20 protein-coding genes are annotated in these 18,875 nt (G+C 63.5%); 16 read left to right on the top strand and 4 right to left on the bottom strand.

Annotation, left to right across the window (positions count from 1 at the left end; all coding sequences use genetic code 11):
- Positions 1-143: 143 nt before the first annotated feature.
- The 6 genes from bioB to A7A09_RS00990 are packed head-to-tail and all read left to right on the top strand — an operon-like array spanning position 144 to position 5,538.
- Entirely contained in the window at positions 144-1,112 is a 969-nt protein-coding gene (bioB, locus tag A7A09_RS01015; protein WP_106689505.1) for a biotin synthase BioB, read from the top strand.
- Positions 1,109-2,239 (top strand): 8-amino-7-oxononanoate synthase, encoded by a 1,131-nt coding sequence (locus A7A09_RS01010; RefSeq protein ID WP_106689503.1) that lies wholly within the window; start codon positions 1,109-1,111, stop codon positions 2,237-2,239. The genes bioB and A7A09_RS01010 overlap by 4 nt, the downstream gene beginning before the upstream one ends.
- A complete protein-coding gene (gene bioD, locus A7A09_RS01005; RefSeq protein ID WP_106689501.1) occupies positions 2,236-2,856 on the top strand; it encodes a dethiobiotin synthase in 621 nt (206 codons plus the stop codon). The genes A7A09_RS01010 and bioD overlap by 4 nt, the downstream gene beginning before the upstream one ends.
- On the top strand, positions 2,853-4,139 hold the full coding sequence (bioA, locus tag A7A09_RS01000; RefSeq protein WP_106689499.1) for an adenosylmethionine--8-amino-7-oxononanoate transaminase: 1,287 nt from the start codon (positions 2,853-2,855) through the stop codon (positions 4,137-4,139). Before bioD ends, bioA begins: the two co-directional genes overlap by 4 nt.
- A complete protein-coding gene (locus A7A09_RS00995) occupies positions 4,136-4,756 on the top strand; it encodes a pimeloyl-ACP methyl esterase BioG family protein (RefSeq protein WP_106689497.1) in 621 nt (206 codons plus the stop codon). Before bioA ends, A7A09_RS00995 begins: the two co-directional genes overlap by 4 nt.
- Positions 4,753-5,538, top strand: a complete 786-nt coding sequence (locus A7A09_RS00990; RefSeq protein WP_170166983.1) for a methyltransferase domain-containing protein — start codon at positions 4,753-4,755, stop codon at positions 5,536-5,538. The genes A7A09_RS00995 and A7A09_RS00990 overlap by 4 nt, the downstream gene beginning before the upstream one ends.
- On the opposite strand, the gene A7A09_RS00985 is transcribed toward A7A09_RS00990, so the two are convergent.
- The 3 genes from A7A09_RS00985 to A7A09_RS00975 form a co-directional block, all read right to left on the bottom strand.
- The gene (locus A7A09_RS00985) at positions 5,517-6,125 is read right to left on the bottom strand and encodes a GntR family transcriptional regulator (RefSeq protein ID WP_106689494.1); all 609 of its coding nucleotides are present in this window, start codon (positions 6,123-6,125) and stop codon (positions 5,517-5,519) included. The genes A7A09_RS00990 and A7A09_RS00985 overlap by 22 nt on opposite strands.
- 169 nt (positions 6,126-6,294) lie before the next feature.
- Positions 6,295-7,605, bottom strand: coding sequence for an omega-aminotransferase AptA (gene aptA, locus A7A09_RS00980; RefSeq protein WP_245999062.1), 1,311 nt, complete (start codon positions 7,603-7,605; stop codon positions 6,295-6,297).
- Between the two features lie 131 nt (positions 7,606-7,736).
- Positions 7,737-9,059, bottom strand: a complete 1,323-nt coding sequence (locus A7A09_RS00975) for an MFS transporter (protein ID WP_106689490.1) — start codon at positions 9,057-9,059, stop codon at positions 7,737-7,739.
- Positions 9,060-9,257: 198 nt separating this feature from the next.
- On the opposite strand from A7A09_RS00975, the gene cyoA reads away from it, so the two are divergent.
- The 5 genes from cyoA to A7A09_RS00950 are packed head-to-tail and all read left to right on the top strand — an operon-like array spanning position 9,258 to position 14,168.
- Complete coding sequence (cyoA, locus tag A7A09_RS00970; RefSeq protein ID WP_106689488.1) at positions 9,258-10,463, top strand: ubiquinol oxidase subunit II; 1,206 nt, start codon at positions 9,258-9,260, stop codon at positions 10,461-10,463.
- Positions 10,464-10,476: 13 nt separating this feature from the next.
- Positions 10,477-12,480 carry a cytochrome o ubiquinol oxidase subunit I gene (cyoB, locus tag A7A09_RS00965; RefSeq protein WP_106689486.1) on the top strand — a complete coding sequence of 668 codons (2,004 nt, stop codon included), beginning with the start codon at positions 10,477-10,479 and terminating at the stop codon, positions 12,478-12,480.
- 4 nt (positions 12,481-12,484) lie between these two features.
- The gene (gene cyoC, locus A7A09_RS00960; RefSeq protein ID WP_106689484.1) at positions 12,485-13,090 is read left to right on the top strand and encodes a cytochrome o ubiquinol oxidase subunit III; all 606 of its coding nucleotides are present in this window, start codon (positions 12,485-12,487) and stop codon (positions 13,088-13,090) included.
- Positions 13,090-13,458, top strand: a complete 369-nt coding sequence (cyoD, locus tag A7A09_RS00955) for a cytochrome o ubiquinol oxidase subunit IV (protein ID WP_106689483.1) — start codon at positions 13,090-13,092, stop codon at positions 13,456-13,458. The genes cyoC and cyoD overlap by 1 nt, the downstream gene beginning before the upstream one ends.
- Positions 13,455-14,168 carry an SURF1 family protein gene (locus tag A7A09_RS00950; RefSeq protein WP_245999061.1) on the top strand — a complete coding sequence of 238 codons (714 nt, stop codon included), beginning with the start codon at positions 13,455-13,457 and terminating at the stop codon, positions 14,166-14,168. Before cyoD ends, A7A09_RS00950 begins: the two co-directional genes overlap by 4 nt.
- Here A7A09_RS00950 and A7A09_RS00945 read toward each other — a convergent pair.
- The gene (locus A7A09_RS00945; protein WP_106689479.1) at positions 14,137-15,066 is read right to left on the bottom strand and encodes a LysR family transcriptional regulator; all 930 of its coding nucleotides are present in this window, start codon (positions 15,064-15,066) and stop codon (positions 14,137-14,139) included. The two genes, A7A09_RS00950 and A7A09_RS00945, sit on opposite strands and share 32 nt — an antisense overlap.
- A 116-nt stretch (positions 15,067-15,182) precedes the next feature.
- Here A7A09_RS00945 and A7A09_RS00940 point away from each other — a divergent pair, with 116 nt between their 5' ends.
- The 5 genes from A7A09_RS00940 to A7A09_RS21240 are packed head-to-tail and all read left to right on the top strand — an operon-like array spanning position 15,183 to position 18,861.
- A complete protein-coding gene (locus A7A09_RS00940; protein WP_106689477.1) occupies positions 15,183-16,382 on the top strand; it encodes an acyl-CoA dehydrogenase in 1,200 nt (399 codons plus the stop codon).
- Position 16,383: 1 nt separating this feature from the next.
- Positions 16,384-17,538 (top strand): CaiB/BaiF CoA transferase family protein, encoded by a 1,155-nt coding sequence (locus A7A09_RS00935; RefSeq protein WP_106689475.1) that lies wholly within the window; start codon positions 16,384-16,386, stop codon positions 17,536-17,538.
- A gap of 57 nt (positions 17,539-17,595) precedes the next feature.
- Complete coding sequence (locus A7A09_RS00930) at positions 17,596-18,159, top strand: DUF4202 domain-containing protein (RefSeq protein ID WP_106689473.1); 564 nt, start codon at positions 17,596-17,598, stop codon at positions 18,157-18,159.
- Positions 18,160-18,169: 10 nt separating this feature from the next.
- Positions 18,170-18,541, top strand: coding sequence for a CbiX/SirB N-terminal domain-containing protein (locus A7A09_RS21245; RefSeq protein ID WP_245999060.1), 372 nt, complete (start codon positions 18,170-18,172; stop codon positions 18,539-18,541).
- Positions 18,505-18,861, top strand: a complete 357-nt coding sequence (locus tag A7A09_RS21240; RefSeq protein ID WP_245999059.1) for a sirohydrochlorin chelatase — start codon at positions 18,505-18,507, stop codon at positions 18,859-18,861. The genes A7A09_RS21245 and A7A09_RS21240 overlap by 37 nt, the downstream gene beginning before the upstream one ends.
- Positions 18,862-18,875: the final 14 nt, after the last annotated feature.

Below are 18,875 nucleotides of genomic sequence, written 5' to 3'. Positions count from 1 at the left end.
GGCTTGTTCTGCCCTGTCCGACACGCCCCCACCCATTCCAGCAGATGTCTGTGGCAAGTGGCGACATATTCAGGGTTTGACAGCACTCAATTAATAGATAAAAACTATGTCAATCATAAGAATCCGGATAAATTATCTATAAAATGACCTGCTGGACCAGACAAGACGCGCAAAAGCTGCATGACCAGCCCCTGATGGACCTGCTGTTTCAGGCGCAAGGCACGCATCGCAGGCATTTCGACCCGAACCGGGTCCAGATGTCCAAGCTGCTCTCGATCAAGACCGGCGGCTGCGCCGAGGATTGCGCCTATTGCTCGCAATCGGCACGCAACGGCTCCGGCCTCCCGGCTTCGAAACTGATCGAGGTGGAGCGCGTGCTGAGCGAGGCGAGAAAGGCCCGTGCTGCCGGAGCGACCCGGTTCTGCATGGGCGCGGCCTGGAGAGAGCCGAAGCCGCGCGACATGGACGCCCTGGTTGCGATGATCGAAGGCGTCAAGGCACTGGGCATGGAAAGCTGCATGACCCTGGGGATGCTTGACGACGATCAGGTCATCCGGCTGCGCGATGCGGGGCTTGATTACTACAACCACAATATCGACACATCCGAGCGTTACTATCCCGAGGTCATCACCACCCGGAGCTTTGCGGAGAGGATCGATACGCTGAACCGGGTGCGCGAGGCGGATATCAAGCTGTGTTCGGGTGGCATTCTCGGCATGGGCGAAGAGGCGCAGGACCGTATCGACATGCTGGTCACTTTGGCCAACCTGCCGGAGCCGCCGGAATCCGTGCCGATCAACATGCTGATGCCGCAGGCCGGCACACCGCTTGCGGATATCGAACCGCTGGACCCGATTGCATTCATCCGCGTCATCGCCGTGGCCCGCATCATGATGCCGCGCTCGCATGTGCGCCTCTCGGCCGGGCGCAGCGGGATGAGCGACGAGATGCAGGCCATGTGCTTCTTTGCCGGGGCGAATTCGATCTTCGTCGGCGACAGGCTGCTGACAGCCGGGAATCCCGGGGAAGACAAGGATATGGCGCTGTTCGAAAGGCTTGGCATCCAGCCGATGACCGCCGAATGCGACACGGCGGGGAAAGCCGCTGAATGACGGCGCTGACGCGTTTTGACGGGGTGCTGGAGGGGCTGGCCGCTCGGCACCGGCTGCGCAGGCTTTTGCCGCGGCGGGGTCTGGATTTCGCTTCGAACGACTATCTCGGGCTGGCGGATTCCGCGCTTCTGCGCAGGGCGGCACGGGAGGCGATCGATCGCGGCGTGCCGGTGGGATCGGGCGGCTCGCGCCTGCTGCGCGGCAATCACCCCGAGCACGAGGCGCTCGAAGCCGAGGCGGCGGCGTTCTTCGGCAGTGAGGCCGCGCTTTACCTTGGCGGGGGATTCCAGGCCAACCAGGCGCTGTTTTCGACGCTTCCCGCACAGGGGGATCTGGTGCTGCATGATGCGCTGATCCATGCGAGCGCCCATGAAGGCATGCGCCTTGGCCGGGCGGATACGCGCAGCTTTGCCCATAATGACGCGGATGCGGCGCGGGACGAATTGCGCGCATGGCGTGCCGCTGGTGGGCAAGGGCAGGTCTGGCTTGCCGTTGAGAGCGTGTATTCCATGGAAGGAGATCTCGCGCCGCTCGCCGATCTGGATGCGCTTGCCTGCGAGACCGGCGCGATCCTGGTGGTGGATGAAGCGCATGCCACCGGCGTCTTCGGCACGGAAGGGCGAGGGCTTGCACATGGATTGCGGGCGGAAGTGCTGAGCCTGCATACCTGCGGCAAGGGGCTTGGTGTCGCGGGCGGGTTGATCTGCGGCGCGCGGGTCATGGTGGATATGCTGATCAACCGCGCCCGGCCCTTCATCTTCGCCACCGCCCCGTCACCGCTGGATGCCGCGCTTGTCCGCGCTTCGCTGAGGGCATTACAGGCCGGGCCGGGCCTGCAAGCCGCCGCCCGCAAACGCATCCGTCACGCTCATGACATGGCTTTCCACTCATGCGGGCTTGAGGGGCTGCACAGCCAGATCATCCCGGTCATTCTGGGATCGGACAGCACCGCGATGGGCTTGGCGGCAAGCCTGCAAACGCAAGGTTTCGACATTCGCGGCATCCGCCCGCCAACCGTTCCGCGCGGTACATCGCGGTTGCGCATATCGATCACCGGGCAGGTGACCGAGCCGGAGATCTCCGCGCTGTTCCAGGCCATCGCGGCATGCAGAAGGGGAGGGTCATGAGTACCCTCGTGATCACCGGCACGGGCACCGGCGTCGGGAAAACCGTTTTCGCCGCCGGATTGGCGGCGGCTCTGAGGGCCAGCTACTGGAAACCCGTTCAGGCCGGGCTGGAAGAGGCAACCGATACCGAAACCGTCAGCGCCCTTACCAATTGCCGGGTTCTCCCCGAGCGCTACCGGCTTCGCCTCCCGGCCTCGCCACATCTCGCGGCGGAAGACTTGGGATTGACCATTGATCTCGACGCGCTTTCGCTGCCACAGACTGATGGCCTGCTGATCGTCGAGGGCGCCGGCGGGGTGATGGTGCCGCTCAATCGCCAGAGTTTCTATCTTGATCTCTTTACCCGCTGGCAGGCCCCGGTCATCCTTGTCGCGCTCACCGCTCTCGGGACGATCAACCATACCGCCCTGTCGCTTGCGGCCCTGCGCCGGGCGGGTTGCCCGGTGCTTGGCGTAGTTTTCAACGGCCCCCCGGAGCCCGAAGTGGAACAGAGCATCGTCGACATTTGCGATACGCGCCATCTCGGGCGCCTCGATCCCTTGCCGGAACTGAGCCGCCCGGCCCTGCTGGAAGCCTTCAAGGCCATCGATCTCGACACCATCCGGAAAGCGCCATGACTCCGACGGAATTCGACGCTTGCCATCTGTGGCACCCCTATAGCAGCCTCTCCGATCCCGGTCCGACGCATATGATTGCCGAGGCCGAGGGTGTCTGGCTGATCCGCCCGGACGGGACGCGGATGATCGACGCCATGTCGTCCTGGTGGTGCGCCAGCCATGGCCACCGACATCCGGTGATTGTCGCCGCGATGGAGGCGCAGCTTCGACGGATGCCGCATGTGATGTTCGGCGGACTGACGCATCAGCCGGCCATCGACATGGGACGCAGTCTGACGCGCCTTCTTCCCCAAGGGCTCGACCGCATCTTCTTTTGCGACAGCGGCTCGGTTTCGGTCGAAGTCGCGTTGAAAATGGCGGTTCAGTACCAGATGGCAATGGGGCGCGGGAACAAAACCGGCTTCGCCACCATTCGCGGCGGCTATCATGGCGACTCGTGGAAAGCGATGAGCGTCTGCGATCCGGTCAACGGCATGCACGGGCTGTTTCGCGGCGCGCTTTCGATCCAGAATTTCCTGCCACGCCCGCCGGTCAGGTTCGGAGAGGCATGGCCGGATGCCCCCGACCGCAACGGCCTTGCCGGGCTGGAGGCATTGCTGGCCGCGAAAGGTAACGGAATTGCCGCGCTGATCCTTGAGCCCGTGGTGCAGGGCGCGGGCGGGATGTATTTCTACCATCCCGAATGGCTTCGCGGTGCCAAGGCGCTTTGCGCGGCTCATGACGTCCTGCTGATCTTCGACGAGATCGCCACGGGTTTCGGGCGTAGCGGGCGAATGTTCGCGATGGATCATGCAGGCATCACGCCAGACATCCTGTGCCTGGGGAAGGCGTTGACCGGTGGACATATCTCACTCGCCGCCACGGTAGCGACGGCGCATATTGCCGCGGAAATCGGAAATGATGCGGCGGGCGTGTTCATGCACGGGCCGACCTATATGGCCAATCCGCTGGCCTGCGCTGCCGGAGCCGCCAGCCTCTCCCTTTTGGAAGACGGCGCGTGGCGGGACCGGGTGGCGCAGATCGAAACCCAGATGCGCGAGGAACTGGAAGCGGCGCGCAACTTGCCCGGCGTGGCGGATATCCGCACTCTCGGCGCGATCGGCGTGATCGAGATGAAGGACAGGGTGGACCCGCGCATCGCCCATGCCCGGGCATCCCGAACCGGAATCTGGCTGCGTCCCTTTGGCCGGAACATCTATTGCATGCCGCCTTTCATCATCACCCCCGAACAACTCTCGCGCGTGACCGCCGAAATGGTTTCGCTGGCCGCTGGCGCGTCATGAAACGACACTGGCTGCAACGGAACGGGGCGCGTCATCTGCTGATCGTTTTCGGGGGCTGGGGCCTCGGGCCAGGGATCTTCGCGGGCATGCAAAGCAGGGCGGATCTGCTGGTCGTCGAGGATTACCGGCAACTCGATCTCGATCCGATGATTGCAGCTTCTTACGAGCAAAGCAGCCTGCTGGGATATTCCTTCGGGGTGGCCTCGATGCTGCATTGGCTTCACGGGACCGGCTGGCATCCGGCCCGGCTTGTCGCCGTGAACGGGACCGCCCATCCCGCGAGCAGGGACATGGGCATTGCACCCGAGATCATAGAGGCAACGGCGCGCAGCTTGTCCCCCGCCAGTTTTGCCGGCTTCGCCCGGCGCTGCGGGCATTCCGCTTCACTTCCCGCAATCGATCCCGATGCAAGGCAGCAGGAACTGCGCGCCATCATCCAGCGGGGATCCGCGCCTGAACGGTCATTTGACAGGATCTGGATCGCGGAACGGGACCGGATCATCCCGCCCCGGGCGCAGATCGCCGCCTGGTCCGCACAGGCTGATGCGGTTCGCTTCCTGTCCGCTGCGCATCAGCCTTTCGCGGCGGGGCAGAGATGGGAGGATTGGCTGACATGAGCGCCATCGCGGCGCCGCGGATCCGGCGCAGTTTCGAGCGCAGCTTCGACAGCTATCACCGATGCGCCACCCAGCAGGCCGCGATCGCCCGGTTTCTGATCGCGCGCCTGGCAGCCAAGGGTGCACCCGACAAGTTCGAGAATGTCTTCGAGTTCGGATGCGGCACCGGGCACCTGACACAGGCCTTGCGCCGCAGCTTTCAGGTCACGAGGCTCTCGCTCAACGATCTGGCCATGCCGGCCGCAGAAACCGCCGCAACATTCAATGCGGAATTCATCTGCGGCGATCTGCGCGATATCGCCTGGCCGGAGGCGCCGGACCTGATCCTTTCGGCCTCGACCATCCAATGGCTGGACGATCCGGCGTCGCTGGCAAGACGTGCTGCGGAAAGGCTGAGGCCCGGCGGGTGGCTGGCGATTTCCGGCTTCGGGCCGTCGCAATATCGCGAACTCTCCGGGCTGGGTTTTGAGCCGCAGGCACCGGGCCTCTGTCGTCCGGAAACGCTGGCCGATGCGCTTTGCGATACCGGCGTCACCATTGTCGAAACCGGGGAGAGGCTTCATCGCCTGACCTTCGATACGCCCATGGATGTGCTGCGTCATCTTCGCGCGACGGGGGTGAATGCGGGTTCCTCACGCAACTGGACCAGGGGAGATCTGAACAGGTTCTCGCGGGATTATATCCGGCAATTCGGCGGTCCCGGCGGCGTGCCGCTGACCTATCATCCGATATGGATCATCGCGCGCAGGAACCGGCGCGATCAGGTCAACCGCGACAGGTGACGTTGCAGGACCACGGATGCCCGGCGGGCGTCACGGGCGCGGATCGCGGACATGATCGCCTGGTGATCCGTGTCATCGCGCTGCCGCCAGCGGGCCGTGTGATGGGCCAGGAAATGCCGCGCATAGAGGAGTTGCAGCTTGCCGATCTCCTCGATCAGCCGCGGCATCCCGCAGCCTGCGATCACCAGGTTATGGAAGGACCTGTTGGCCTCCTCCCATTCGAAGACGGCCTGCGCCGCATCGCATCTCAGCCGCGCCTCATCGGCCGCCTCGATCTGCTCGCCGGTCAGGTTCGGCACCGAATGCAGCAAGGCGGTCGGCTCCAGCGCCTGCCGCATCACCTTGAGTTCGTGAATGGCGGTCTGATCCATCGGCGCCACGCAGATACCACGGCGCGGCAGGCTGATGGCAAGTCCCTGCGCGACAAGCTGCAAGAGCGCCTCCCGCACCGGTACATGGCTGGTCCCGAATTCCTGTGAGATCCGATCCTGGCGCAGCTTTTCGCCGGGCGCGAACCTGCCCCTGACGATCTCCATCGCAAGGGTCTGCGCGACATGATCGGATTTCTTGCGTCTTTCTGTGGCCATCGGAATTTTTCTGCTGGTTTCAGCCGTCTATAGCGCGAGAAGCAATTGACTTGGAGTGGAAAACGCATCCGGCCCGGGCCAGGCCGGCGGCCTGCGCAACCATTTCACCCTGCAGGAGACGGCAGGCCGCGGAGCATCGCCGCGGCCTGCCTATTCGACGACGCGAGGATCAGGCCGTTTCGGCCAGGACCCCGCGCAGCGTATCGGTCATGAAGCCGATATCGGCTTCCGACAGGATCAGCGGCGGCGACAGGGCGATGATGTCTCCGGTCACGCGGACCATGAGCCCCTTGGCCCAGGCCCGTTTCATCACCTCATAGGCCCGTGCACCGGGGGCGCCGTCACGGCTGGCAAGCTCCACCCCCGCAACCAGCCCGATGGTGCGGATATCGGTAACATATGCGGCATCCTTCAGCGCATGGAACGCATCGCCCCAGGCCTGCTCCAGATTGGCGGCGTTCTCGAACATCCCCTCTTCGGTATAGGCACGCAGGGTCGCCAATGCCGCCGCCGTGGCGACCGGGTGGGCCGAATAGGTATAGCCGTGGAACAGTTCGATCGGAGTCTCGGAATTCTCGACCACCGCATCATAGATGAATTGCGCCGCCGCCACGCCCCCCATCGGGATCGTGCCGCTGGTCACCCCCTTGGCGAAGGTGATCAGGTCGGGTGTCACGCCGAAATATTCCGAGGCGGTCGCACGGCCCAAGCGACCGAAGCCAGTGATCACCTCGTCGAAGATCAGCAGGATGTCATGTTTCGTCGCGATCTCGCGCAGGCGCTCAAGGTAACCCTGCGGAGGCGGCAGAACGCCGGTCGAGCCCGCCACCGGCTCGACGATCACGGCGGCGATGGTTTCCGCGCCATGCAACGCCACCAGACGCTCCAGGTCATCGGCCAGCTCGGCGCCATGCGACACCGCACCGCGGGTGAAACGGTTCCGATCCGGGTCATGGGTGTGGCGCATGTGATCGACGCCGGGCAGATGGGTGTTGAACTGCTTGCGATTCGCCACGATGCCGCCGACCGAGATGCCGCCGAATCCCACCCCGTGATAACCCCGCTCGCGCCCGATGAAACGGGTCTTTCCGGCCTTGCCCCGCGCCTTGTGATAGGCCAGCGAAATCTTCAGCGCCGTATCCACCGCCTCCGAGCCGGAATTGGCAAAGAAGATGCGGTTCAACGGATCGGGAAACAGCGTCGCAAGCTGGGCCGCCAGCCGGAACGCCTCGGGATGGCCGAAATTGAACATCGGCGCGAAATCCAGCGTCTTGGCAGTGCTGGAAATCGCCTCGACGATCAGCGGGTGGCTGTGCCCGGCATTGGCGCACCACAGGCCCGCGGAGCCATCCATGATCTGCCGCCCGTCCTCCGAGGTATAATACATCCCCTCGGCCGACACGACCATGCGCGGATCGGCCTTGAAATCGCGATTCGCGGTAAACGGCATCCAGTAGTTTTCGAGCGTATTCGGATTCATCGAATCCTCCCTATCCATGTCCTGGCCCCACTCTGTCCCGGACGGCATGGAAAATGAAGATGCCATCTGCCGCAGAAATCCGGGCGGCGCAAAGCCGCGCCGCCCATGTGCCGGTCACGGGACGGGATGGATCAGGATTTGCCGAATTCCAGCCTGCGCGCCAGCCACAGGGCCAGGAACGTGCATATCGCGCCCGACAGCAGGTAAAGTCCCGAGGCAGGCAAGCCGCCCCATGCCGACAGGGCCAGCGCAGCCAGGGGTGCAAATCCCGCCCCGAACAGCCATGCCAGGTCCGACACGATGGCCGAGCCGGTATAGCGGCGGCGCCTCTCGAACAGCGAGGCGACCGCGCCGGAGGACTGGCCGAAATTCAGGCCCAGAATGACGAAACCCATGATCATGTAGATCGCCTCACCCAGATCCCCCTGTGCCAGGAGCAGCGGCGCGAGGATGGCGTAGCCTGCGATATAGACCGCCCCCTGAAACAGGAACTTCCGGTGCCCCATCCGGTCGGCGAGCAAACCCGAGAAGAAGATGGCCGCGATGCCGAACACTGCGGCCAGGGATTCGATCAGCAGGAAGCGGGTCAGGCTTTCATCGGTGTAAAGAAACACCCAGGACAGCGGGAACACCGTGACCATGTGGAACAGGGCGAAGGTTGCCAGCGGCACGAAAGCGCCGACCAGGATCGTCATTCCGTCATTGGCGACCGCCTCGCGCAGGGTCGAGGGCTCCAATTCCCGGGCATGGAACATCCGTTCATATTCCGGCGTCACCACGATTCGCAGCCGGGCGAACAGGGCCACCACGTTGATCGCGAAGGCGACGAAGAACGGGTAGCGCCATCCCCAATCGAGGAAATCCTCTTGCGGAAGCTGGGCGACGAGATAGGCGAACAGGAGGCTCGCCACGATCAGGCCAAGCGGGGCGCCGAGCTGCGGCACCATCGCGTAAAACCCCCTTTGATCCTTCGGCGCGGTTACCGCCAGCAGGGCGGGCAGCCCGTCCCATGCGCCGCCGAGCGCCACGCCCTGCCCGATTCGCAAAATGCACAGGAAGACGATCGCGGCTGCGCCGATATTTTCATAGGATGGCACCAACCCCATCGCGACGGTCGAAGTTCCCAGCAAAAGCAGGGCGATGGTCAGTTTGACCCCCTTCCCGTAGACGCGGTCGATTGCGGTGAAGATCGCCGTTCCCAAGGGGCGGGCGAGAAACGCGAGCGCAAAGATCGCGAAAGACCAAAGCGTCGCCCTCAGCGGCTCTTCGAACGGGAAGTATCGCAGCGGGAAGACGATCACCGAGGCGATCGCGAAAACGAAGAAATCGAAGAACTCGGAGGTCCGCCCGATGATGACGCCGACGGCGATATCCGACGGTGACACGGCATGTCCCGAGTCGCCCGCATCACCCGAACTATTGTGAGCAGGTTCGGAGATTGATCTATTGCTCATATCAGATGAACTCCTTCATCGCTCGGCGGTGATCCCGTTGTGCTGATCCCGACCTTATCGCAGTTCAGACCGTTCCTAGCCAAGAATGTGCATCGAATTGTATGTGTCAAATTGTCCAATATCGGACGGATGTCGTACAAACTAGAAACCGCATCGATCACGTTCCGCTTCCCTCGTCATGAGAGGACACAGATTTTCATGTCCAGATTATCAGGCACTGCTCGACTCGCCGCACTGGTTCTTGCCTCCTCATCGCTCTCGGCCTGCAAAGCCGTCGTTCTTTCCCCCGCCGGCGACATTGCCGAGCGGCAGAAGGATCTCTTGCTGGCGGCAACCGGCCTGATGCTCATCATCATCATTCCCGTCATGGCACTGACCGTCTTCTTCGCGTGGAAATACCGGGCATCGAAAAAGGCGGTCTACAGCCCTGATTGGGACCATTCGACCAAGTTCGAACTGGTGATCTGGGCCGCTCCGCTGCTGATCATCATCTGCCTGGGCGCCCTGACCTGGGTCGGCACGCATCTGCTCGATCCCTATCGCCCGCTGGACCGGCTGAGCGCCACCGAAGAGATCGCCGGGGATCATGAACCGTTGAAGGTCCAGGTCGTCGCCCTGGATTGGAAATGGCTGTTCATCTACCCGGAACAGGGTGTCGCCTCGGTCAACGAACTGGCCGTCCCGGTCAACCGCGAGGTCGAATTCAGCCTGACCTCCTCCTCGGTGATGAACGCCTTCTATATCCCGGCGATGGCGGGGATGATCTATGCCATGCCGGGGATGGAAACCAAGCTGCACGGCGTGTTCAACAATCCCGGCAGCTACCAGGGGCTTGCCTCGCATTATTCGGGCTGGGGCTTTTCGGGCATGCGCTTCAAGGCCCATGCCACCGACCAGGCGGGTTTCGAGGAATGGCTGGCCAAGGCCCGCGAAGCGGGCGGTGAGCTGAGTCGGGAAGAATACCTGGATCTCGAGGCGCCCAGCCAGAACGTCCCGCCCCGTCTCTATGCCGAGGTCGATCCGGAATTGTTCAACCGCGTGGTGAACCTGTGCGTGGAGCCGGGCAAGATGTGCATGGCCGAAATGATGGACATAGATGACCGGGGCGGGCTGGGGCTGGAAGGCACGGTCAATATCCAGGCCCTGACCCATGACAAGCATATCCGCCGCGGCTCCGGCGAGCCGGTGCTGGGCAAGACGCCTTTCATGGTCTCGTCCATCTGCACGCCGCAGGACACCGCGATAATGCTGGCCGGTATCGACGAAGGGCCGGCCAGGCGCGTCGACCGGACCCCGATGCGCGGTCATGCCCTGCCCGTGCCCACCGGGATCTTCGAGCGACTGAACGCGCCGGTGATCCGCGATGCCCGGACGAGCGCCGGCACCCCAGAACAGAAACTTTGAACGGATATTCGCGATGGCCATCCCTGCCAATGTCGAGACCACCTTCCTGCTTGGCCGCCTGAACTGGGACGCCATTCCAAAGGAGCCCATCGTGATCGCCACCTTCGTGGTCGTCGCGGTCGGGGGCATCGCAATGCTCGCGGCTTTGACCCGATACCGGCTCTGGGGATATTTGTGGCGCGAATGGTTCACCTCGGTCGATCACAAGAAGATCGGGATCATGTACATGATCCTTGGCCTGATCATGTTCGTCCGAGGCTTTGCCGATGCCATCATGATGCGGCTGCAGCAGGCGATGGCCTTCAACGGCTCCGAAGGTTACCTGAACGCGCATCACTACGACCAGATTTTCACCGCCCATGGCGTGATCATGATCTTCTTCGTGGCGATGCCATTCGTCACCGGGCTGATGAATTATATCGTGCCCCTGCAGATCGGCGCGCGCGACGTGTCCTTTCCCTTCCTCAACAATTTCTCGTTCTGGATGACCGTGGGCGGCGCGGTGATCGTGATGGCCTCGCTTTTCGTGGGCGAGTTCGCGCAGACCGGCTGGCTGGCCTTTCCGCCGCTTTCGGGCTTGTCCTACAGCCCTTGGGTCGGCGTCGATTACTATATCTGGGGCCTGCAGGTCGCGGGCGTCGGCACGACATTGTCGGGGATCAACCTCTTGGTGACGATCCTCAAGATGCGCGCGCCGGGCATGACCATGATGCGGATGCCGGTGTTCACCTGGACATCCTTTTGCACGAATATCCTGATCGTCGCCTCTTTCCCGGTGCTGACCGCGACCCTCGTGCTGCTGACGCTGGACCGTTATGTCGGGACGAATTTCTTCACCAATGACCTTGGCGGCAATTCGATGATGTATATCAACCTCATCTGGATTTGGGGCCATCCCGAGGTCTATATCCTGATCCTGCCGCTCTTCGGGGTCTTTTCCGAGGTCACCTCGACCTTCTCGGGCAAGAAACTGTTCGGCTATACCTCGATGGTCTATGCGACGGTCTGCATCACCATCCTCAGCTATGTCGTCTGGCTGCACCATTTCTTTACCATGGGGTCGGGCGCTTCGGTGAACTCCTTCTTCGGGATCACAACGATGATTATCTCGATCCCGACCGGCGCCAAGATCTTCAACTGGCTGTTCACCATGTACCAGGGACGGTTGCGCTTCGAACTGCCGCTGATGTGGACCATCGCCTTCATGCTGACCTTCGTTGTCGGCGGCATGACCGGGGTGCTGCTGGCCGTTCCGCCGGCGGATTTCGTGCTGCACAACTCGCTGTTCCTGGTGGCGCATTTCCATAACGTGATCATCGGCGGCGTGCTGTTCGGCATCTTCGCGGCGATCAATTTCTGGTGGCCCAAGGCCTTCGGCTACAAGCTGGACGTTTTCTGGGGGAAGGTGTCCTTCTGGTTCTGGGTCATCGGCTTCTGGGCCGCCTTCATGCCGCTTTACATCCTCGGCCTGATGGGCGTGACCCGGCGCATGCGCGTCTTCGACGACCCCGGGCTGCAGATCTGGTTCGTCATAGCGGGCTTCGGCGCGGTCCTGATCGCCTGCGGCATCGCAGCCATGTTCGTCCAGTTCGGAGTCTCGATCTGGCGACGGGACCGCAACCGCGACCTGACCGGCGATCCATGGGACGGGCGGACATTGGAATGGGCGACCTCCTCGCCGCCCGCAGCCTATAATTTCGCCTTCACGCCGGTGGTGCGGGGGCTGGACGCATGGGCCGAGATCAAGGCGCATGGCGCCGCGCGGCCCGAGGCCGCTCACCTGCCCATCCACATGCCGCGCAACACCGGGGCGGGGGTGATCCTCGCGGCGCTCTCCACCATCTGCGGCATGGCGCTTATCTGGTATATCTGGTGGCTGGCGGCGCTGTCCTTTGTCGCGCTGATAGCTACGGCCATTGCGCATAGCTTCAACTATCACCGCGATTACCACATCCCCGCCGACGAGGTGCGCCGCACCGAGGAAACCCGATCGCGCCTTCTGGCACAGGGAGCCTGAACCGATGAGCATGACCACGCGAGATTTCTGGCAGACCGAGCCGCATCACCACGAGGAAGGCGCCTCGACCAATATCGGCTTCTGGGTCTACCTGATGAGCGATTGCCTGATGTTCGCGGTCCTTTTCGCGACATTCGGCGTGCTGCACGGCAATTACGCCGCGGGCCCCGGCCCCAAGGACCTGTTCGACCTGAAACTGGTCGCGGTGAACACGGCAATGCTGCTGCTGTCCTCGATCACCTATGGTTTCGCAATGCTGGCCATGATGCAGGACAACCGGGCCGGGACGCTTCGCTGGCTGGGGATCACGCTGGTCTTCGGGCTGTGTTTCCTGGGCATCGAGCTTTACGAGTTCCGCCACATGATCCACGAGGGTGCGGGACCGCAGCGTTCGGCCTTTCTCTCGGCCTTCTTCACGCTGGTCGGCACGCATGGGCTGCATGTCACCTTCGGTTCGGTCTGGCTGGTGACGCTGATGGTGCAGGTCTCGAAACACGGGCTGATCGCCGCGAACCGGCGGCGGCTGATGTGTCTCAGCCTGTTCTGGCATTTCCTCGACGTGATCTGGATCGGGGTATTCACGCTTGTCTATCTGCTGGGGATGATCTGATGTCGGCACATACGCATTATGACAACAACCATGACCACGGCAGCTACCGCGGCTATATCACCGGCTTCCTGCTGTCGGTGGTCCTGACCGCGATCCCCTTCGGGCTGGTCATGGCCGGAGGATTTGAAAGCCATCTGCTGACCGTCGGCATGGTGGTCGGCTGCGCGATCGTGCAGGTTCTGGTCCACATGGTGTATTTCCTGCATATGAACAGCCGCGCGGAAGAGGGCTGGACGCTACTTTCGACCCTGTTCACCGTCATCATCGTGGTCATCATGATCGCAGGCTCGCTATGGGTCATGTATCACCTGAATACGAACATGATGCCGCAGATGAACCACGACCTGCTGCCCGAGCAGTTGCGGTGACATCCGCCACGCCCCATCGCCGGAAAGCCCTGACCGGGTTTCTGGTGTTGGTGCTGGTCGTGGTGCTGATGGGGCTTGGCATCTGGCAGGTCCAGCGCCTTGGCTGGAAAACCGACCTGATCGCCCGGGTCGAGGAACGTGTTGCCGCCCCGGTCGTCGAGGCCCCCGCCCCGCCCGGCTGGCCCGATCTGAATGCGCGCGAGGACGAATATCGCCGCGTCACGGTGACCGGCGCCTACCTGCCAGAGAGCGAGGCGCTGGTGAAGGCGGTCACCGAGTATGGGGCCGGTTTCTGGGTCATGTCGCCGCTGAGCACGCCCGAAGGCTGGACCGTCTGGATCAATCGCGGCTTCGTCCCGCAGGAGCGAAGCGCCGAGCCGAACCGCCCCCTGCCCGCCAGACAACAGCAGATCACCGGTCTCTTGCGCATGAGCCAGCCAGGCGGCGCCTTCCTGCGAGGCAACGATCCCGCCGCCGACCGCTGGTTTTCGCGCGATACCGGGGCGCTGGCCCTTTCGCGCGATATTGGCGAGGTCGCCCCCTATTTCATCGACGCGGCCCGCAATGACGAAAGCGAGCTTCCGATCGGCGGATTGACGGTGGTCAGGTTCCGCAATCCTCATCTGGGCTATGCGCTGACCTGGTTCGCGCTCGCGGCGGGACTGGCCATAGCCAGTTTCATCCTTCTGCGCCGGGAATGGCGTCGCTGAATTCATCCGCGATCCGGGCGGTGATCCAGCCCCGGAACGCCTCCAGCGGCTTCAACCCCTGCCGGGCCGCCGGCCAGGCCAGCCAATAGGCCCCCGTCCCCGGCACCGCCGTCCGCAGGATCGGCCGCAAGCGACCCTCGGCGATCTCGATTCGGGCGAGGTAATCCGGCAGCAGCGCCACCCCCAGCCCCGAAATCGCCGCCTGTATCATCATCGAGAACTGGTCCATCAGCATCCCGTTGCGGACCGGCGGCGCCGCGGCCCCCTGCCCCGCGAACCAATCCGTCCATGCGCTCAACCGGGTCTCGAGTTGCAGCAGCACCAGGTCATGCAGATCCTCGGCCCGCTCCACCGGGTGCTGGCGCAGGAATTCGGGCGAGGCGCAGGCCGTGACGCGCTCATCGAACAGCTTGACATGCACCGCGCCCGGCCAGTCGTCATGACCGAAATAGATCACCGCGTCGAACCGCTCGGCATCGAAGCTGAAGGCCTTGAAGCGCGTCGCCAGGTTGATCGACACTCCCGGGTTGGCAGAAAGGAAAGCAGGCAGCCGGGGCGCGAGCCAACGGGTGGCGAAGGTCGGCAAAACCGCCAGATCAAGGCTGCCGCCATCGGGATTGGCGATTAGCGACATGCTAGAGCGCTGGATCTGGTCCAATGCCTGCGAGATCTCGCGGAAATAGCGATGCGCGGCCTCGGTCGGAACCAGCCGCTTGCGATGGCGGATGAACAGCGGCTGCCCCAGCTGCGCCTCCAGCGACTGGACCAGGCGGCTGACCGTGCTTTGCGTCAGGCTCAGATCCTGCGCCGCGCCGGTGACCGATCCGTTGCGCATAACCGCATCGAACGCCATCAGCAGGCTGAGATTGGGAAGAAAGCGCCGTTGTCGCAACTTCATTCATTCCATGCATGAACTGATACGGATTATCCGATTTCCGTGCGGCTTGCAAAGCGTTATCTGTTGCCGCCAGAATATCAGGCGCGGCAAGCTGCCGCCCAAGAGGGAGAATTCCGATGTCCACCAAATCGCATAAGGGTGCGCCCTTCTCGTGGTCCGATCCGTTCCTGCTGGATGAGCAGTTGACCGAGGAAGAGCGGATGATCCGCGATTCCGCCGCCGCCTTCGCCGCGGAAAGCCTCGCGCCGCGCGTGCAGGACGCCTACATGAACGAACATACCGACCCGGAAATCTTCCGCGAGATGGGCGCGGCGGGCATGCTGGGCGTGACGGTGGCCGAGGAATATGGTGGTGTCGGCGCCTCCTACGTCTCCTATGGCCTCGTCGCCCGCGAGATCGAGCGGATCGATTCAGGCTATCGTTCGATGGCCTCGGTGCAGTCCTCGCTGGTGATGTTCCCGATCGAGGCCTATGGCAGCGAAGAGCAGAAGCAGAAATACCTGCCGAAACTCGCCAGCGGCGAATATATCGGCTGTTTCGGCCTGACCGAACCCGATGCGGGCTCGGACCCCGCCGGAATGCGCACCCGCGCGGTCAAGACCGATGGCGGTTACCGGCTGACCGGCGCCAAGATGTGGATCTCGAACGCGCCCATCGCGGATGTCTTCGTGGTATGGGCGAAATCCGAGGCGCATGGCGGCAAGGTCCGCGGCTTCGTCCTGGAAAAGGGCATGAAGGGCCTGTCTGCGCCCAAGATCGGGGGCAAGCTGTCCCTGCGCGCCTCGATTACCGGCGAGATCGTCATGGATAATGTCGAGGTCGGCGAGGATGCGCTCCTGCCCAATATCGAGGGCATGGGCGGTCCCTTCGGCTGTCTCAACCGGGCCCGCTACGGCATCAGCTGGGGCGCGATGGGCGCAGCCGAGGATTGCTGGTTCCGCGCCCGCCAATACGGGCTGGACCGGCACCAGTTCAACCGCCCGCTTGCCGCGACGCAGCTTTGGCAGAAGAAGCTGGCCGACATGCAGACCGAGATCGCCCTTGGCCTGCAAGCCAGCCTGCGCGTGGGCCGGCTGTTCGACGAGGGCAAGTTCGCGCCCGAGATGATCTCGATCGTCAAGCGCAACAATTGCGGCAAGGCGCTGGACATCGCCCGCATGGCCCGCGACATGCATGGCGGCAACGGCATCCAGATCGAATATCACGTGATGCGCCACGCCCAGAACCTGGAAACCGTGAACACCTACGAGGGCACGCATGATGTCCATGCGCTGATCCTTGGCCGTGCGCAAACCGGCCTGCAGGCATTCGGTTGAAATGTCCGACGCACCGCTGAAGGGGCTGAAGGTCGTCGAATTGGCCCGGATTCTCGCCGGGCCATGGATCGGCCAGACCTTGGCCGATCTGGGCGCCGAGGTGATCAAGGTCGAAGCCCCCGAGGGCGACGACACCCGCCGATGGGGTCCGCCCTTCATCGACCGCCCCCGCGCCGACGGCACCACCGAAAGGGTCGCCGCCTATTTCCACGCCGCCAATCGCGGCAAACGCTCGGTCACCTGCGATTTCAAGAATCCCGACGACCTGGAACGGCTCAAGCGGTTGATCGACAGTGCCGATGTGGTGATCGAGAATTTCAAGCTGGGCGGCTTGCGCCGTTTCGGGCTGGATTACGACAGCCTCGCCGCGCGCAACCCGCGCCTCGTCTATGCCTCGATCACCGGTTTCGGACAGGACGGGCCGCGCGCGGCGCAGCCGGGCTATGATTTCCTGATCCAGGGAATGAGCGGCATCATGGACCTGACCGGCGAACCGGGAGGGGAGCCGCAAAAGGTCGGCGTCGCCTGGATCGACATCTTCACCGGCCTCTATGGCGTCATTGCGGTGCAGGCGGCGCTGACCGAGCGCGAAGGCTCGGGGCGCGGTCAGCAGATCGACCTGTCGCTGCTGGATTGCGGTGTGGCGGTGCTGGCCAACCAGGCCACGAATTACCTGCTGGGCGGGGCCGTGCCGCATCGGCTTGGGAATGCCCATCCGAATATCGTGCCTTACCAGTTGTTTCCGGCATCCGACGGCCATGCGATCATCGCCTGCGGGAATGACCGGCAATTCGCCGCCCTCTGCCGCGTGCTGGAGCTGCCGTCCCTGCCCGAGGATCCCGATTACGCGACCAACCCCGCCCGCGTGGCCAACCGGGCGCGCCTGACCCCGCTACTTGCACAAACCACGGAACGCTTCACCCGCTCCGATCTGATATCGATGCTGGAAGGTGCCGGTGTTCCCGCCGGGCCGGTCAATGACGTGGCCGAGGCCCTGGCCGACCCGCAGATCATGGCGCGCGGGTTGCAGGTCGCCCCCGAAGGTATTCCCGGCCTGCGCAGCCCGATCCGCTTTTCACGCAGCGATACCGTGGCCGAACGCGCCTCGCCCGCATTGGGGGAAGGGGACTGGGCGTTCAGCAGAGAGGGCGAATAACGGCTTGCAGCATGGGGTCCGGTCGGGCGACACTGGGGCAGCAGATCGGAACAAGCCATGACCACACAGCTAGATCACGTCTTTACCGCCATCGACGCCGCCAATGCCAAGGATCCCACGCTGGAAGGCGACCAGCCCGCAGCCCTGCTGTACGGGCAAAGGATGACCGCCGAACAGCAGCGGCTCTTTCCCGACGCATCCGAGCCGCTGCGTATCGCCTGCCGTGGCCAGCATATCGAACGCTGGCTCCTGCCGCGCAGCAACTATCCGATGGACCGGTCGGGCTACCTGCAATGGCGACAGGAACAGGGCCGCCGCCATGCCGAGCGGATCGCCGGGATCATGACCGAGGCGGGCTATGGCGACGATGATATCGACCATACCCGCAAGATGCTGATGAAACAGGGGCTCAAGCGTGACGCGGATGTGCAGGCGCTGGAGGACGTGATCTGCTTCACCTTCATCCGCTGGTATCTGGGCGATTTCGCCGCCGAGCAACCGGACGAAAAAATACCCCGCATCATCGAAAAGACTGCCCGCAAGATGTCCGCCGAGTCCCGCGCGAAGGCGCTGGAGGAATTCGACATCCCCGACGCATTCGCGCCATATTTCCGCGATTGACGGGCGCGGGATGAGGCGCGCCGTCATCGTTTCCCACGGACAACCCGGAGATCCGGGGCCACAGCAGCGCGCCATCGAGGAATTGGCGGCACGGGTGGCCGATCACGACCCCGGCTGCCCGGTTCTTGGCGCAACGCTTGCCATGCCCGGCGCGCTGAACGGAACCTGCGACAATGATAGCCTGATCTACCCGATGTTCATGGCCGAGGGCTGGTTCACCGGCAGCGAGCTCCCACGCCGGCTGACTGCCGCAGGGGCGGCGAATGCGCATGTCATGCGCCCCTTCGGGACCGATCCCGCCCTGCCCGCGCTGATCGTGGCCAAGGCACATGAGGCGGCAGCTCGATGGGTTGGCATCCGCAGGAAACCACGCTTCTGCTGACCGCGCATGGCTCGCAACGCTCGCAGGCCAGCTTTCATATCACCCAAGCGCTGGCCGACCTGATCGCACCCCGTTTTGCCTGCGTTGTCACCGGCTTTGTCGAACAGGAACCCTTCATCGCCAAGGCCGCAAGCGGCCTCGGGCAAGCCGTCAGCCTGCCGCTATTCGCGCTCAGGGCAGAGCATGTGCTGGACGACCTGCCCTCAGCGCTGGACGAGGCTGGCTTCACCGGCCCCCGCCTTCCCCCCATCGGGCTTGCCCCCGAGGTGCCCGGGTTGATCGCCGCCGCCATCCGTCAAGAAATTTCAAACTTGAAATAATTTTGCTCCTGTGC

The sequence above is a fragment of the Paracoccus methylarcula genome, assembly GCF_003007735.2.
GTDB lineage: Bacteria > Pseudomonadota > Alphaproteobacteria > Rhodobacterales > Rhodobacteraceae > Paracoccus > Paracoccus methylarcula.
This window is presented reverse-complemented; position numbering and strand designations above follow the sequence as displayed.

Excerpts from the sequence above, each read along its gene's own strand:
- bioB (WP_106689505.1), top strand. The coding sequence starts at position 144 with ATGACCTGCTGGACCAGACAAGACGCGCAAAAGCTGCATGACCAGCCC.
- A7A09_RS01010 (WP_106689503.1), top strand. The coding sequence starts at position 1,109 with ATGACGGCGCTGACGCGTTTTGACGGGGTGCTGGAGGGGCTGGCCGCT.
- bioD (WP_106689501.1), top strand. The coding sequence starts at position 2,236 with ATGAGTACCCTCGTGATCACCGGCACGGGCACCGGCGTCGGGAAAACC.
- bioA (WP_106689499.1), top strand. The coding sequence starts at position 2,853 with ATGACTCCGACGGAATTCGACGCTTGCCATCTGTGGCACCCCTATAGC.
- A7A09_RS00995 (WP_106689497.1), top strand. The coding sequence starts at position 4,136 with ATGAAACGACACTGGCTGCAACGGAACGGGGCGCGTCATCTGCTGATC.
- A7A09_RS00990 (WP_170166983.1), top strand. The coding sequence starts at position 4,753 with ATGAGCGCCATCGCGGCGCCGCGGATCCGGCGCAGTTTCGAGCGCAGC.
- A7A09_RS00985 (WP_106689494.1), bottom strand. The coding sequence starts at position 6,125 with ATGGCCACAGAAAGACGCAAGAAATCCGATCATGTCGCGCAGACCCTT.
- aptA (WP_245999062.1), bottom strand. The coding sequence starts at position 7,605 with ATGAATCCGAATACGCTCGAAAACTACTGGATGCCGTTTACCGCGAAT.
- A7A09_RS00975 (WP_106689490.1), bottom strand. The coding sequence starts at position 9,059 with ATGAGCAATAGATCAATCTCCGAACCTGCTCACAATAGTTCGGGTGAT.
- cyoA (WP_106689488.1), top strand. The coding sequence starts at position 9,258 with ATGTCCAGATTATCAGGCACTGCTCGACTCGCCGCACTGGTTCTTGCC.
- cyoB (WP_106689486.1), top strand. The coding sequence starts at position 10,477 with ATGGCCATCCCTGCCAATGTCGAGACCACCTTCCTGCTTGGCCGCCTG.
- cyoC (WP_106689484.1), top strand. The coding sequence starts at position 12,485 with ATGAGCATGACCACGCGAGATTTCTGGCAGACCGAGCCGCATCACCAC.
- cyoD (WP_106689483.1), top strand. The coding sequence starts at position 13,090 with ATGTCGGCACATACGCATTATGACAACAACCATGACCACGGCAGCTAC.
- A7A09_RS00945 (WP_106689479.1), bottom strand. The coding sequence starts at position 15,066 with ATGAAGTTGCGACAACGGCGCTTTCTTCCCAATCTCAGCCTGCTGATG.
- A7A09_RS00940 (WP_106689477.1), top strand. The coding sequence starts at position 15,183 with ATGTCCACCAAATCGCATAAGGGTGCGCCCTTCTCGTGGTCCGATCCG.
- A7A09_RS00935 (WP_106689475.1), top strand. The coding sequence starts at position 16,384 with ATGTCCGACGCACCGCTGAAGGGGCTGAAGGTCGTCGAATTGGCCCGG.
- A7A09_RS00930 (WP_106689473.1), top strand. The coding sequence starts at position 17,596 with ATGACCACACAGCTAGATCACGTCTTTACCGCCATCGACGCCGCCAAT.
- A7A09_RS21245 (WP_245999060.1), top strand. The coding sequence starts at position 18,170 with ATGAGGCGCGCCGTCATCGTTTCCCACGGACAACCCGGAGATCCGGGG.
- A7A09_RS21240 (WP_245999059.1), top strand. The coding sequence starts at position 18,505 with ATGGGTTGGCATCCGCAGGAAACCACGCTTCTGCTGACCGCGCATGGC.